General features: G+C 71.3%; 14 protein-coding genes. 8 read left to right on the top strand and 6 right to left on the bottom strand.

Features of this window, described 5'->3' with window-relative positions; all coding sequences use genetic code 11:
• Positions 1 to 188: 188 nt before the first annotated feature.
• Entirely contained in the window at positions 189 to 1,013 is an 825-nt protein-coding gene (locus ACZ6ZT_RS15315; RefSeq protein WP_469719633.1) for a hypothetical protein, read from the bottom strand.
• 160 nt (positions 1,014 to 1,173) lie between these two features.
• Here ACZ6ZT_RS15315 and ACZ6ZT_RS15310 point away from each other — a divergent pair, with 160 nt between their 5' ends.
• The 7 genes from ACZ6ZT_RS15310 to ACZ6ZT_RS15280 all read left to right on the top strand — a co-directional run bounded on the left by ACZ6ZT_RS15310 (position 1,174) and on the right by ACZ6ZT_RS15280 (position 7,581).
• Positions 1,174 to 1,788 carry a phosphatase PAP2 family protein gene (locus tag ACZ6ZT_RS15310; RefSeq protein WP_469719632.1) on the top strand — a complete coding sequence of 205 codons (615 nt, stop codon included), beginning with the start codon at positions 1,174 to 1,176 and terminating at the stop codon, positions 1,786 to 1,788.
• A gap of 23 nt (positions 1,789 to 1,811) precedes the next feature.
• Positions 1,812 to 2,747, top strand: a complete 936-nt coding sequence (locus ACZ6ZT_RS15305; RefSeq protein ID WP_469719631.1) for an HhH-GPD family protein — start codon at positions 1,812 to 1,814, stop codon at positions 2,745 to 2,747.
• 219 nt (positions 2,748 to 2,966) lie between these two features.
• Positions 2,967 to 3,527 carry a SigE family RNA polymerase sigma factor gene (locus ACZ6ZT_RS15300; RefSeq protein ID WP_469719630.1) on the top strand — a complete coding sequence of 187 codons (561 nt, stop codon included), beginning with the start codon at positions 2,967 to 2,969 and terminating at the stop codon, positions 3,525 to 3,527.
• A 38-nt stretch (positions 3,528 to 3,565) separates the two neighbouring features.
• Positions 3,566 to 4,219 carry a hypothetical protein gene (locus ACZ6ZT_RS15295; protein ID WP_469719649.1) on the top strand — a complete coding sequence of 218 codons (654 nt, stop codon included), beginning with the start codon at positions 3,566 to 3,568 and terminating at the stop codon, positions 4,217 to 4,219.
• A 16-nt stretch (positions 4,220 to 4,235) separates the two neighbouring features.
• Positions 4,236 to 4,949: a two-component system response regulator CseB gene (gene cseB, locus ACZ6ZT_RS15290; protein WP_469719629.1), complete on the top strand. Its 714-nt coding sequence runs from the start codon at positions 4,236 to 4,238 to the stop codon at positions 4,947 to 4,949.
• A gap of 63 nt (positions 4,950 to 5,012) precedes the next feature.
• Positions 5,013 to 6,323, top strand: coding sequence for a two-component system sensor histidine kinase CseC (cseC, locus tag ACZ6ZT_RS15285; protein WP_469719628.1), 1,311 nt, complete (start codon positions 5,013 to 5,015; stop codon positions 6,321 to 6,323).
• An 85-nt stretch (positions 6,324 to 6,408) separates the two neighbouring features.
• Positions 6,409 to 7,581 (top strand): LamG-like jellyroll fold domain-containing protein, encoded by a 1,173-nt coding sequence (locus tag ACZ6ZT_RS15280; protein WP_469719627.1) that lies wholly within the window; start codon positions 6,409 to 6,411, stop codon positions 7,579 to 7,581.
• A gap of 52 nt (positions 7,582 to 7,633) precedes the next feature.
• On the opposite strand, the gene ACZ6ZT_RS15275 is transcribed toward ACZ6ZT_RS15280, so the two are convergent.
• Together ACZ6ZT_RS15275 and ACZ6ZT_RS15270 are read right to left on the bottom strand one after the other, a co-directional pair.
• A complete protein-coding gene (locus tag ACZ6ZT_RS15275) occupies positions 7,634 to 8,248 on the bottom strand; it encodes a M23 family metallopeptidase (protein WP_469719626.1) in 615 nt (204 codons plus the stop codon).
• A 432-nt stretch (positions 8,249 to 8,680) separates the two neighbouring features.
• On the bottom strand, positions 8,681 to 11,206 hold the full coding sequence (locus ACZ6ZT_RS15270) for an ATP-dependent Clp protease ATP-binding subunit (RefSeq protein WP_469719625.1): 2,526 nt from the start codon (positions 11,204 to 11,206) through the stop codon (positions 8,681 to 8,683).
• A gap of 452 nt (positions 11,207 to 11,658) precedes the next feature.
• On the opposite strand from ACZ6ZT_RS15270, the gene ACZ6ZT_RS15265 reads away from it, so the two are divergent.
• On the top strand, positions 11,659 to 12,237 hold the full coding sequence (locus tag ACZ6ZT_RS15265) for an SCO3374 family protein (protein ID WP_469719624.1): 579 nt from the start codon (positions 11,659 to 11,661) through the stop codon (positions 12,235 to 12,237).
• Here ACZ6ZT_RS15265 and ACZ6ZT_RS15260 read toward each other — a convergent pair.
• The 3 genes from ACZ6ZT_RS15260 to ACZ6ZT_RS15250 all read right to left on the bottom strand — a co-directional run bounded on the left by ACZ6ZT_RS15260 (position 12,216) and on the right by ACZ6ZT_RS15250 (position 13,739).
• Entirely contained in the window at positions 12,216 to 12,557 is a 342-nt protein-coding gene (locus tag ACZ6ZT_RS15260) for a histone-like nucleoid-structuring protein Lsr2 (RefSeq protein WP_469719623.1), read from the bottom strand. The genes ACZ6ZT_RS15265 and ACZ6ZT_RS15260 overlap by 22 nt on opposite strands.
• Before the next feature lie 165 nt (positions 12,558 to 12,722).
• Positions 12,723 to 13,253: an amino-acid N-acetyltransferase gene (locus ACZ6ZT_RS15255; protein ID WP_469719622.1), complete on the bottom strand. Its 531-nt coding sequence runs from the start codon at positions 13,251 to 13,253 to the stop codon at positions 12,723 to 12,725.
• 9 nt (positions 13,254 to 13,262) lie between these two features.
• The gene (locus ACZ6ZT_RS15250; RefSeq protein ID WP_469719621.1) at positions 13,263 to 13,739 is read right to left on the bottom strand and encodes a BlaI/MecI/CopY family transcriptional regulator; all 477 of its coding nucleotides are present in this window, start codon (positions 13,737 to 13,739) and stop codon (positions 13,263 to 13,265) included.
• Positions 13,740 to 13,772: the final 33 nt, after the last annotated feature.

Below are 13,772 nucleotides of genomic sequence, written 5' to 3'. Positions count from 1 at the left end.
CGGGTAGGGGACAGCCCCGCGCAGCGGCAACCACCCGCACGCGACAACCCGCCCCGACCACCCAAAGCGGCCCCGCCCGGCCGGCCGACGGACGGAGTCCGGCGCAGCGATGCGAAGCCCGGGAAGCGCGCCAGCGCTGAGCGGCGCGAGCGACGCGTCGGAAATGGGCCCGGCGCGTCAAGAAGGTCTCAGTCCTGTTTCAGGACGAATGAGGTGCGGGCCACCGGGAGGCCCGGGGACTTTACTTCGACCACGTAGGTGTCGGCGGGCGGGGTCGTCGTCGGCGGGGTCTGGCACTGGTCCGGGGCGCTGGCCTTGCGGTCCCACTCCAGGGACTGCTTCGTCTCCCCCTGCGCCGGCAGGCGGAAGAACGCGTTCGCCTCACCCGTCGGGCAGTCGGCCGAGGACCACACCGCCTTCGCCCCCTGCGTCTGGAAGATCGTCACCACCGCCTGCTTCGGACCGAGTCCGACCTTGCAGGTGCTGCCGGAGGTGTTGCGGACGATGAGTTCCAGACGCGGCTTCTCGTTCGTCTCGTACTCGTTCTTCACGCTCCGCACCTCCCACTGCAGCGCACTCGCCGGGCACGTCGGCAGCGGCGAGTCCGCCGGGACCTGCGAAGAGGAGGCGGCGTTGGCGCCCGCCCCGCCCCCCGGGCCGCCGCCCGAGCCCGGACCGCCACCCGTACCGGCAGCGGCACCCGCACCCGTACCCGTACCCGTACCCGCCCCGGGATCACCGTTCTTGCCGGAGCCTGCGCCGCCCGACTCCCCCCGCCCGCCCGGCGCCTGACTGATCGCCGGGCCGGAGCCCGAGGGGCCCGGGGTGATCGTGCGCGCCGGTCCGGATCCGTCGCCGCCGCCCTTGCCGTTCGTACTGGAGCCGCCCCCGCCGGAACTGACGGTCCATACGGCGAGCAGCGCCAACAGCGCCGCGACGGACGCCAGAACGGCCCTCCGTCGCCAGTAAATGGAGGAGGGGAGCGGCCCGACCGGATTGCGCAGAGATCCCACGCACCGAACCTTACGAGAACTCCCGCCGAGATCAGCGCCCCCCATGCCGCGCGCCCGGCGGGTTTTGCCGATGATCATCCTGCGGGCGTACCCGCGAGCGCCGAGAACCGGCCAGCCTGCTGACCGGGGCCCGACCGTACGCCCAGTACGGTCTGTGACCATGGACAGCTCCGCCCTCTACCGCACCGTCACCGACTTCGCCCACGACACGCCGCCCTGGGTGCGCTCGGTCTTCGAGGCGTGGACCGAGTACGGGCTGCTGCTGTTCGGTCTGCTCTTCATAGCCGTCTGGTGGCGGGCGCGCCGGCGGGACGACCCCGGGGAACTGGCCCGGGCCGTCCTCGCGCCGCTGGCCACCGCGCTCGTGTACGTCGCCTCCGAGCTGGTGAAGTCCAGCGTCGGCGAGGAGCGGCCCTGCCGGGCGGTGGCCGGGGCGCTCGCCCCGCTGGTCCCCTGCCCCCCGTACGGGGACTGGTCCTTCCCCAGCAACCACTCGGCCATCGCGGGCGCGGCCGCCGTCGCGCTGGCGCTCGCCGTGCCCCGGCTCGCCCTGCTGACCGTGCCGGTCGCGGTGCTGATGGCCTTCTCCCGGGTCTTCGTCGGCGTGCACTACCCGCACGACGTGGCCATGGGCCTGCTGCTGGGCGCCTCGCTGGGGACGCTGGCCGTCCTCGCGCTCGTCCCGCCGCTGGCCCGGGTGACCACCGCCGTACGGGCGAGCGGGAACCCCGCCGCTGTCTGGTTCACCGGCCCGGGCCGGGCACGGCGGGGGTGAAACGTGCCAGGATGCCGAGTGCCATGACTGCACCTCCCGTATCCGCGTCCGCGCCCGCGACCCCCGCGCCCGCGGCCTCCGCGCTGCACTCCCCCGTCATCGCGTGGTTCGACGAGCACGCCCGTGACCTGCCCTGGCGCCGCCCCGGGGCGGGCCCCTGGGGGGTGATGGTCAGCGAGTTCATGCTCCAGCAGACCCCCGTCAGCCGGGTCCTGCCCATCTACGAGCAGTGGCTGGAGCGCTGGCCCCGGCCCGCCGACCTGGCCGCCGAGGCGCCGGGCGAGGCCGTACGGGCCTGGGGGCGCCTGGGCTACCCGCGCCGGGCGCTGCGCCTGCACGGCGCGGCCGTCGCCATAACGGAACGGCACGGCGGCGACGTACCGCGCGACCACGCGCAGCTGCTGTCGCTGCCGGGGATCGGCGAGTACACGGCCGCCGCGGTGGCCTCGTTCGCGTACGGGCAGCGGCACGCGGTCCTGGACACCAACGTGCGCCGGGTCCTCGCCCGCACCTCCACCGGCGTCGAGTACCCACCGAACGCGACCACCGCCGCCGAGCGGCGCCTGGCCCGGGAGCTGCTGCCCGCGGACGAGACGACGGCGGCCCGCTGGGCGGCGGCGTCGATGGAGCTGGGCGCGCTGGTGTGCACGGCCAAGAGCCCGGACTGCGCGCGCTGCCCGGTGGCGTCCCTGTGCGCGTGGCGGCTGGCGGGCAAGCCCGCGCACGACGGGCCGCCGCGGCGCGGTCAGACGTACGCGGGGACGGACCGGCAGGTGCGCGGGAAGCTGCTGGCCGTGCTGCGCGAGGCGGTCGGGCCGGTGCCGCGGTCGGTGCTGGACACCGTCTGGGGGGAGCCGGTGCAGCGGGCGCGGGCGCTGGACGGGCTGGTGTCCGACGGGCTCGTGGAACCGCTGGCGCACGGCCTGTACCGGCTGCCGCAGGGCCGGCCCCGGAGCTGACCCCGGGGGCCGGCCCCCGGGCCCGCCCGCCCGGCTCGAAGTTGACTTGGACATTCCACTTCGGGCCGGGAAAGCCCAGCTCACCGGGGCTGTTACACAACCTACGGGTGTCCGTGCGTCCACCGCAGGCTGGTCCGCACAGTGCCGTGACAACCCCTCCGTACCTTCGGATCCGGAAGCCAGCGGATGAGCGGTTGGTCGGAACGGAGGCGGTCTGAGATGGCGCACGGCGAGGTACTCGAATTCGAGGAGTACGTACGCACCCGGCAGGACGCCCTGCTGCGCAGCGCCCGGCGCCTCGTCCCGGACCCCACCGACGCCCAGGACCTCCTCCAGACCGCCCTCGTGCGCACCTACGGCCGCTGGGAGGGCATCGCCGACAAGTCGCTGGCCGACGCCTACCTGCGCCGGGTCATGATCAACACCCGTACCGAGTGGTGGCGGGCCCGCAAGCTCGACGAGGTCCCCACCGAGCAGCTCCCCGACGCCCGCGTCGAGGACGGCTCGGACCAGCGCGCCGACCGCGCCCTGCTCATGGACATCCTCAAGGTCCTCGCGCCCAAGCAGCGCAGTGTGGTCGTGCTGCGACACTGGGAGCAGATGAGCACCGAGGAAACGGCCGCGGCGCTCGGTATGTCGGCGGGAACCGTGAAGAGCACACTGCACCGCGCACTGGCCCGGCTCCGTCAGGAGCTGGAGAGCCGGGACCTGGACATGCGTGCGCTCGAACGCGGCGACCACACCATCCGGTACGAGGGGCGGGAGCGGTGCGCGGCCTGACGGGCCAAGAACTGGGCGGGAAAAGCTCCGTGGCACTGATGTCGGCGGGGACGGTCGTCCTCGTCGGCACCGTGCTGTTCGCGGCCGGCTGCTCCACCGGCGGCACCGGGCTCAAGGACGGCGGCCCGGCCCACACCGAGACGGTGTCCCGGACCAGCCCGCCGCCCCCCGGCGCGGACCCCGAGTCGGCGGCCCCCGGCCACTCACCGGCCGCCTCCACCGGCGGTCAGGTGAGCCGGGTCGACCCGGTGGCGCTCCTCAAGGCGGACCCGAAGGTGAGCGCCGCCGTCAAACGGGACCTCAAGCCCTGCTCCGGCAAGGAGTACCCGATCGACGTGAGCTACGGGAAGGTCACCGGGAACACCGTCGCCGACATCGTGGTGAACGTGCTGTCCTGCGCCGACGCGATGGGCCGCGGCTCATACGTCTACCGGTCCGCCGACGGCCGGTACGAGAACGTCTTCACCGACGAGCAGCCGCCCGTCTACGCGGAGATCGACCGCGGCGAGCTGGTCCTGAACAAGCCCGTGTACGGCAAGAGCGACGCGCTCGACTACCCCTCGGGCGAGGACGTGATCACCTACCGCTGGAACGGCGAGCGGTTCACCGAGCACGACCGCGTCCACACCGATTACAGCAATGTGGTCGACGGCGGCAGTCAGCCCGCCCCGGCCTTCTCGCAGAAGAGCTGACGAAGTGAGGCTGGGGATGGCCGAGACCCATGTGCTGTTCGTGGAGGACGACGACGTCATCCGCGAGGCCACGACGCTGGCGCTGGAACGCGACGGGTTCGTGGTCACCTCCATGCCCGACGGCCTGTCCGGCCTGGAGTCCTTCCGGGCCAACCGGCCCGACATCGCGCTGCTCGACGTGATGGTGCCCGGCATGGACGGCGTCAGCCTGTGCCGCCGCATCCGCGACGAGTCGACCGTCCCCGTGATCATGCTGTCGGCGCGCGCCGACTCCATCGACGTGGTCCTCGGCCTGGAGGCGGGCGCCGACGACTACGTCACCAAACCCTTCGACGGCTCCGTCCTCGTCGCCCGCATCCGCGCCGTGTTGCGCCGCTTCGGGCATGCGGGCGGGGCGCGGGGCGGTGCCTCCGGCGGCTCCGAGGCGGACGGCTCCGACGAGCGCGGGGTACTGTCCTTCGGCGACCTGGAGGTCGACACCGAGGGCATGGAGGTCCGCAAGTCCGGCGTCCCCGTGGCCCTGACGCCGACCGAGATGCGGCTGCTGCTGGAGTTCTCCTCCGCGCCCGGCACCGTACTCTCGCGCGACCGGCTGCTGGAGCGGGTCTGGGACTACGACTGGGGCGGTGACACCCGCGTCGTGGACGTCCACGTCCAGCGGCTGCGCACCAAGATCGGGCAGGACCGGATCGAGACGGTCCGGGGCTTCGGATACAAACTCAAGGCATAGCGATGAGGAAGGCGGAGGTCATGAGGGACGCGACCGCATGAGCACCATGAGGACCGCGGCCCCATGAGGCGCTTCACCCTGCGCACGGGGATCCGCTGGAAGATCACCCTCGCCATCGCCGCCGTCGGCGCGCTCACCGCGCTGGCGCTGAGCCTGGTGGTGCACAGCGCTGCCCGCGTGTCGATGCTTGAGAGCGCTCGCGAGCAGGAGCTGGAACGGGTGCAGTTCATCGCCCGCACCGCCGAGGCCGGCCGCAAGCCCATCTGGGGCGCCAAGCTCAACGACCCCGAGCTGCCCGCCGAACTGCGCGACAAAGCCCGCTCGGGGCGGCGCGGCACCTACGTCCAGGAGTCCCGCAAGGGGCCGGTGGTGTGGGCCGCGGTCCCGCTCGGCAACGGGCAGGTGCTCTCGCTCAACCACCAGTTCCGGGAGAGCGCCAACATGGTGCGCGACCTGGACCGGGCCCTGGTGGTCGGCTCCCTCGCCGTGGTGATCGGCGGATCGGCCCTCGGGGTGCTGATCGGCGGCCAGATCTCCAGCCGGCTGCGCAAGGCCGCGACCGCCGCGCAGCGGGTGGCGCACGGCGATCCCGACGTACGGGTGCGGGACGCGGTGGGCGGTGTCGTACGGGATGAGACCGACGACCTCGCCCGGGCCGTGGACGCCATGGCCGACGCCCTCCAGCAGCGGCTGGAGGCGGAGCGGCGGGTGACCGCCGACATCGCGCACGAGCTGCGCACCCCGGTGACGGGCCTGCTCACGGCGGCGGAACTGCTGCCTCCGGGCCGGCCGACGGAGCTGGTGCGCGACCGGGCGCAGGCCATGCGGGCCTTGGTGGAGGATGTGCTGGAGGTGGCCCGGCTGGACAGCGCCTCGGAGCGGGCCGAGCTCCAGGACGTGGCGCTGGGCGAGTTCGTGAGCCGGCGGGTGACCGCGCTGATGCCGGAGGCCTCGGTACGGGTGGTGGCCGACGAGATCGTCAGCACCGATCCGCGCCGCCTGGAGCGGATCCTCGGGAACCTGCTCGCGAACGCCGCCCGTTACGGGAGGCCGCCGGTCCAGGTCGACATCGAGGGCCGGGTCGTGCGCGTGCGGGACCACGGGCCGGGCTTCCCCGAGGCACTGCTGCTGGAGGGGCCGAGCCGCTTCCGGACCGGGTCGACGGACCGGGCCGGGGTCGGGCACGGGCTGGGGCTGACCATCGCGGAGGGGCAGGCGCGGGTGCTGGGCGCCCGGCTGACGTTCCGCAACGTGGCGGCCCCGGGCGGGGACGCGGGCGGGGGCGCGGCGGCGGGTGCGGTGGCGGTCCTGTGGCTCCCGGAGCACGCCCCGACGGCGACGGGCAGCTTCCCGGTCATCAAGCTCCCGGGCTGAGGAGCCGCGGGCCGGTGCCGGATCGGTGCCGGATCGGGACCGGTGGGCGTTCGCGCGCACACCGCGATGTTTTAGCATCCGTGCCATGACTGACGGTACGGATCGCCCCCACAGCCCCCAGCCCGACCCCGCCTCCGGGAGCGGCGGCGGCTACGGATTCCCGCCCGGGCGGATACCCGGCGGGTACGGCTATCCGCAGCCGGGACAGGCCGCCCCCCAGCCGGGACCCAACCCCTACCCGCCGCAGCCCGCGCCGGGGCAGCCCGCCGCCGGGCAGGGCTTCGGGCCCCCGCAGGCGCCGCAGCAGCCGCAGCCGCCGCTGGGCGCGGAACCGTTCCCGCCCGCGCCGTCGGCCGCGCAGCCGGACTGGCAGGCGATGGCCGACCGCACCGAGGCGCAGCAGCGCAAGCGCCGGATGCTGACGGTCGGGATCGGGGCGCTCGCGGTGGTCCTCGTGGCGGGGGGCGCGGCCTTCTTCGTGCTGAAGGGGTCGGACGAGCCGGGCAAGCAGCCCGTGACGGCCTCCTCGGACTCCCCCGGCCCCTCGGGCCCGTCGCAGTCCGCGGATCCCAAGCCCTCGGAGGACGACTCCCCGACGGTGCCGGGCGAGCCGAACCTGCTGCGCGACCGCAGCGGCAGGATGGGCATCGCCCTGGGGCCGGGCGCCTCGCTGGGCGAGCTGGCCAAGCGGACCGAGGTGCGGTTCAAGGGGACGGCGGACTCGTACGCGCAGGGCGCCGAGGCGGCCGTGGACGTCACGCGGAGCTTCACCGTCTCCACCCGCGCCTACAACGTGTCCGAGACCGGCTCCCACATGGCGGTGAGCCAGGGCGACGGGGACTCGTACGCGTTCGAGCTGGGCTTCGAGGTGGTGAACGGCAAGAAGGCCTGGGTGTTCCGGGTGCAGACCGGTGACAAGGGCCAGGCGGCGACGGCCCAGCAGGTGGTCGTGGACAACGTCGACACGACGCGGACGTGGGCCCTGCTGACGGGGACCTACGACGCGGAGAAGAAGACCATCGCGCTGTGGGTGGACGACAAGCAGGCCGGTCAGGCGCAGGTCTCCGGCATCTGGGCCGGTCCCGGCCCGCTCCAGCTGGGCCGGGCCCGCCACCACGGGATCTGGAGCGCCGCGTGGGACGGCCCGCTCGACCACATCCGGGTCTTCGACCAGGCCCTGGGCAAGGAGCAGATCACCGGGCTGAAGAACAACAAGCTCGACAAGAAGGTCAGGCCCACGCACCAGTGGCTGATCTGATCGCTGTTCCGATCCCGCCCCGGAGGCCCGGGGCGGGGGGCGCGGCCGTCCGTCAGACGGTGACGCCGACGGTGCGCAGGAAGGCGACCGGGTTGATGGCGGAGCCGTAGTTCGGGGTGGTGCGGATCTCGAAGTGCAGGTGCGGACCGCTGGAGTTGCCGGTGTTGCCGGACAGCGCGATCTGCTGGTTCGCGGAGACCTTCTGGCCGATGCCGACCTGGATCTTCGAGAGGTGCGCGTACTGCGAGTACGTCTGGTTCGCGTGCTTGATCACGATGGCGTTGCCGTACGCGGGGCCGTCGCCGCCACCGTTGGGGCCGGCCTTGACGACGGTGCCGGCTGCCGCGGCCTTGACCGAGGTGCCGACGGGGACGGCGAAGTCCTGGCCGGAGTGCTTGTGCGACCACATGGTGCCGCCCTTGCCGAAGGTCGCGGAGAGCGTGTAGCTCTTCACCGGCTTGTTCCACACGCCGGTCTTCGCGGCGGCGGCCTGGGACTGCGCCTGGGCCTGGAGGGCGACCTGCTCGGCAGCGGCGGCGGGGAGGGCGGCGGGGGCCGCGTCGGCGAAGGCGGCGGTCGTGCCGGCCCCGAGAGCCAGGGCCGCGCCGAGACCGGTGGCGGCGAGGGCGATACGGGTACGACGGGTGCTGACGCGCTTCGCGGACATGCGGGGACCTCCGGGGCCGGGGACAAGGACGTGGATCGGGCAAGAAAGGACCCGGCGCTGCGGCCGCTGAGCCGTCGGTGCCGGGCTTGCCCATCCTTGGTAACCCGTGCTCCGGGGCATCCTCAAATGTCCCGGTTACTACCCGGCCTCGTAGGGGTGCGGAGGCGGTCCGGCCTGTTGACTGCTCCCGGGCTGGACGAATGCATGGTCGCACCGGCCGGAAAATCTACGAGAGGTCCTAGTAGGTCCGATTTGCCCTGTGCGGCTTGTCACCGGCCGCCGAACCCCAAGTGGCCCCGCTCACAGGACGAATGGGACGGCGGTCACACGGCTGTCACGCGCCTGAAAGGGGCTCCGGCCCCACGCCAAAAGGGGCGGCCCCGGAACCTGTCGGTTCCGGGGCCGCCCCTTCGTCCTGCCGTCCGCGGGGCCTTACGCGCCCTTGGACAGGTCCGGGCCGGAGCCCGTGGCCTCGATCGGGGGGAGGTCCGGCAGAGCGGACTTCTCCTCGCCGCGGAAGGTGAACTTGGCGTTCTCGCCCTCACCCTCCACGCCGACGACCACGATGTGACCGGGACGCAGCTCGCCGAAGAGGATCTTCTCCGACAGCAGGTCCTCGATCTCGCGCTGGATGGTCCGGCGCAGCGGGCGCGCACCCATGATCGGGTCGTAACCGCGCTTGGCCAGGAGCTGCTTCGCGTCACCGCTGAGCTCGATGCCCATGTCGCGGTCCTTGAGGCGCTCGTCCACCTTGGCGATCATCAGGTCGACGATCTGGATGATGTCTTCCTGGCTGAGCTGGTGGAAGACGACCGTGTCGTCGACACGGTTCAGGAACTCGGGCCGGAAGTGCTGCTTGAGCTCTTCGTTGACCTTCGCCTTCATCCGGTCGTAACCGCTCTTGACGTCACCCTGGGCGGCGAAGCCCAGGTTGAAGCCCTTGGAGATGTCCCGCGTACCCAGGTTGGTCGTCATGATGATGACCGTGTTCTTGAAGTCCACGACCCGGCCCTGGGAGTCGGTCAGGCGACCGTCCTCCAGGATCTGGAGAAGGGAATTGAAGATATCCGGGTGCGCCTTCTCGACCTCGTCGAAGAGGACGACGGAGAACGGCTTCCGGCGGACCTTCTCGGTCAGCTGGCCGCCCTCTTCGTAGCCCACGTAGCCGGGGGGCGAACCGAAGAGGCGGGAAACCGTGTGCTTCTCGCTGAACTCCGACATGTCGAGGGAGATCAGCGCGTCCTCATCGCCGAAGAGGAATTCGGCGAGCGTCTTGGACAGCTCGGTCTTACCGACACCGGACGGGCCGGCGAAGATGAACGAGCCACCGGGACGCTTCGGGTCCTTCAGACCCGCACGGGTACGGCGGATGGCCTGGGAGAGCGCCTTGATGGCGTCCTTCTGGCCGATGACGCGCTTGTGGAGCTCGTCCTCCATGCGCAGGAGGCGGGAAGACTCCTCCTCCGTGAGCTTGAAGACGGGAATGCCGGTCGCGGTCGCGAGGACTTCGGCGATGAGCTCGCCGTCGACCTCGGCGACGACGTCCATGTCGCCGGCCTTCCATTCCTTCTCGCGCTTGGACTTCGCGGCGAGCAGCTGCTTCTCCGAATCACGGAGCGAAGCCGCCTTCTCGAAGTCCTGGGAGTCGATGGCCGACTCCTTGTCGCGGCGCACGGCCGCGATCTTCTCGTCGAACTCGCGGAGGTCCGGCGGCGCCGTCATCCGGCGGATGCGCATCCGGGATCCGGCCTCGTCGATCAGGTCGATCGCCTTGTCCGGCAGGAAGCGGTCCGAGATGTAGCGGTCCGCCAGCGTCGCCGCCTGGACGAGGGCCTCGTCCGTGATGGAGACGCGGTGGTGGGCCTCGTAGCGGTCGCGCAGGCCCTTGAGGATCTCGATCGTGTGGGGGAGGGAAGGCTCCGCCACCTGGATCGGCTGGAAACGGCGCTCCAGCGCCGCGTCCTTCTCAAGGTGCTTGCGGTACTCGTCGAGCGTCGTGGCACCGATGGTCTGGAGCTCACCACGGGCCAGCATGGGCTTCAGGATGCTAGCGGCGTCGATCGCGCCCTCGGCGGCGCCCGCACCCACGAGGGTGTGGAGCTCGTCGATGAACAGGATGATGTCGCCGCGGGTGCGGATCTCCTTGAGGACCTTCTTCAGGCGCTCCTCGAAGTCACCGCGGTAGCGGGATCCGGCGACCAGGGCACCCAGGTCCAGGGTGTAGAGGTGCTTGTCCTTGAGGGTCTCGGGCACCTCGCCCTTGACGATCGCCTGGGCCAGGCCCTCGACGACGGCGGTCTTGCCGACGCCGGGCTCGCCGATGAGGACCGGGTTGTTCTTGGTCCGGCGGGACAGCACCTGCATGACCCGCTCGATCTCCTTCTCGCGCCCGATGACCGGGTCGAGCTTGGATTCGCGGGCCGCCTGGGTGAGATTGCGGCCGAACTGGTCGAGGACCAGCGAGGTCGAGGGGGTGCCCTCGGCCGGGCCGCCCGCGGTGGCCGACTCCTTGCCGCCCCCGGTGTAGCCGGAGAGCAGCTGGATGACCTGCTGCCGGACCCTGTTGAGATCGGCGCCCAGCTTCACGAGGACCTGGGCGGCGACGCCCTCGCCCTCGCGGATCAGGCCGAGCAGGATGTGCTCGGTGCCGATGTAGTTGTGGCCGAGCTGGAGGGCCTCTCGGAGCGAAAGCTCCAGGACCTTCTTCGCCCGCGGGGTGAAGGGGATGTGGCCGGACGGGGCCTGCTGGCCCTGACCGATGATCTCCTCAACCTGCTGGCGAACAGCCTCGAGCGAAATCCCGAGGCTCTCCAGGGCCTTAGCGGCGACACCCTCACCCTCGTGGATCAAGCCCAGGAGGATGTGCTCGGTGCCGATGTAGTTGTGGTTGAGCATCCGGGCTTCTTCCTGAGCCAGGACGACAACCCGCCGCGCGCGGTCGGTGAACCTCTCGAACATCGTTTATCGCTCCTCAGAGCGGTCGGGCAGTTCGGGGTCGGTCCCCGCCCTGTCCTTCCGCATGCTAGTCCCGCGGGGCGGGACAGCTCATTCCAACTGCCGACATCCGTCCGCGGCTCACCCCCACGTCGGTGAGGAAAAACCGGCTTGAAGAGCCGACAACTGCTCCAACCCGATAGTGGGAGACGATGTTCCCGCAGGCCAGGCAGATACCCGTCACGCGTGTACGCCGATGGCGAACGGGACCCGGTCAAATCAGCGTGTCGCCCCGATCCACTAGGAATGTCTTACCCGTAAGGGCGGACACTCCATGCCGGTGGGCACGGTTCCCTCCGCTACGGGCGAACACGCTTGTGTCCCGAATGTAGGACTGCGCTCCGCTTTCGCTCACGCTGCGCACTGACGTGTGTGCTCCGCGTAACCGGACGGCGCCGTCCGGAGTTGCTCCGGTCATGGCCGTCATCCCCGCGAGCGCCGTCCCCTCGCCCCGCGTCCCGCCGGAGCGGGTCACCCGGCCCGTCCGTTCCTGGTACGAGCGGGTGCTCGGGTGGCCCGTCACGGGTGGGCCGCCCGGCCGGCTCGTCACCGGGGTCCGGTTCGACGTGCTGGAGGTGCCCTCCGACGCCGGGGCCGCGCTGCTGCGCCGTTTCCCGGACACCGGGCCGGTGGCCGCGTCCGGGTCGAAGACGCGGTTCCTGGTGGCCCCGGGGGCCGCGGACGAGCTGGAGGGGCTCCTCGGCTGGCTGGAGTGGGGCGGGGTGGCGCTGGACCTGACCGCCCTCGGCGGCGGGGGCAGCATCACCGCCCCCGCCGCGCCGGGGGAACGCCCTCGGGGGGCCGCGGTGTGGCTGCGGCCCCCCGAGCTGGGGTGCGAGGCGTCACTGCCGGCCCTGCCCGGTCCGGGGCAGGGTGCCTGTCCCGGACAACGGGCCGACGGGCCCGACCTCGTACGCCTGGTGGCCGCGGCGGCGACGGAATGCCACCGGGCGCGGCTGCTGCGGCGTACGCCTCAGCCCTTGGCCTTTTCGTAGGCCTCGCGGATGTCCGCCGGAACGCGACCGCGGTCGTTCACGTTGTAGCCGTTCACCTTCGCCCACGCGCGGATCTCGGCGGTGTCCGGGTTGCCGGCCGACGCGGCGGCACGACCGCCCTTGGCCCGGCCCGTGGAAACGCGTCCGCCGGTGCGGCGGCCGCCCTTGGTGTACGGGTCGAGCAGCCCGCGGAGCTTTTCAGCGTTGGCGGTGGTGAGGTCGATCTCGTAGGTCTTGCCGTCCAGAGCGAACGTCACGGTCTCGTCCGCCTCGCCGCCGTCGAGGTCGTCGACAAGAAGGACCTGAACCTTCTGTGCCACCGGATTTCCTTTCATCGAAAATGCAGTACGCGGAAAGGAAACCGCTTTTGCCTGGAAAACACAAACCCCCGGTGAGAGGTTCAGGGACGCAACAAGGCGGGAAACGTGCGCGATTCGGACATAGGCCACAGGGCCGCCGGGGCCTGTAATAGCCGCCGTGATCGTTCACAGGTGCAGAAGCATCCGGCTGTTGCCCAAGGTGTTCGGCTTCACTCGTTCGAGACCGAGGAACTCCGCGACTCCCTCGTCATAGGAACGCAGCAGCTCCATGTAGACATCGGTCTCCACCGGGGTCTCGCCGATCTCGACGAACCCGTGCTTCGCGAAGAAGTCCACTTCGAAGGTCAGGCAGAATACCCGGCTGACCCCGAGCAGGCGGGCCGTCTCCAACAACTTGGCGAGCACCCGATGTCCCACGCCGGCGCCCTTCAGCTCCCGGTCGACGGCGAGCGTGCGCACTTCGGCGAGGTCTTCCCACATGACGTGGAGAGCCCCGCAGCCGACGACACGGCCGTCGTGGACGCGTTCCGCGACCCAGAACTCCTGGATGTCCTCGTAAAGGACCACGGGGGCTTTGTCGAGGAGGATCCGCTGCTGCACGTACTGGTCGAGCAGGTGGCGCAGCGCCGGAACATCACGGGTGCGCGCGCGGCGGATGGTGACTGTTTTCGCGTCTGTGGTGGAAAGCTCTCCCATACCCGGACGCTATCGCCCCGGCTCGGGCCGGGGTGCGCCGGAGTCCCCTTCGTCTTGTGCCGGAGCGGGGGCGGGAGCGGCGACCGCGGGGGCGGCGGCATCGGGGCTCTCGGCGCCTTCGGGCTCGTCGTGCTGGACGATCCGCACGGCCGCGCGGAGGGCTTCCCGCTGTTCCTGGGACATCATGCCGAAGAAGGCCACGAGGGCGGCCGCGGGGTTGTCGCTGGTGGACCAGGCTTCGTTCATCAGTGCGGCCGAGTAGGCGGCGCGGGTGGAAACCGCCGTATACCGATAGGCGCGGCCTTCGGCTTCCCGGCGGACCCAGCCCTTCTGATGGAGATTGTCCATAACGGTCATGACCGTGGTGTACGCGATGGACCGTTCCCGCTGGAGGTCTTCCAGGACTTCCCGAACGGTGACCGGGCGGTTCCACTGCCACACCCGCGTCATCACTGCGTCTTCGAGTTCTCCCAAGGGGCGAGGCACAACAGCACGATAGTGCGGGATGGGATGAATTGC

The sequence above is a fragment of the Streptomyces sp. NPDC102258 genome (assembly GCF_055584685.1).
This window is presented reverse-complemented; position numbering and strand designations above follow the sequence as displayed.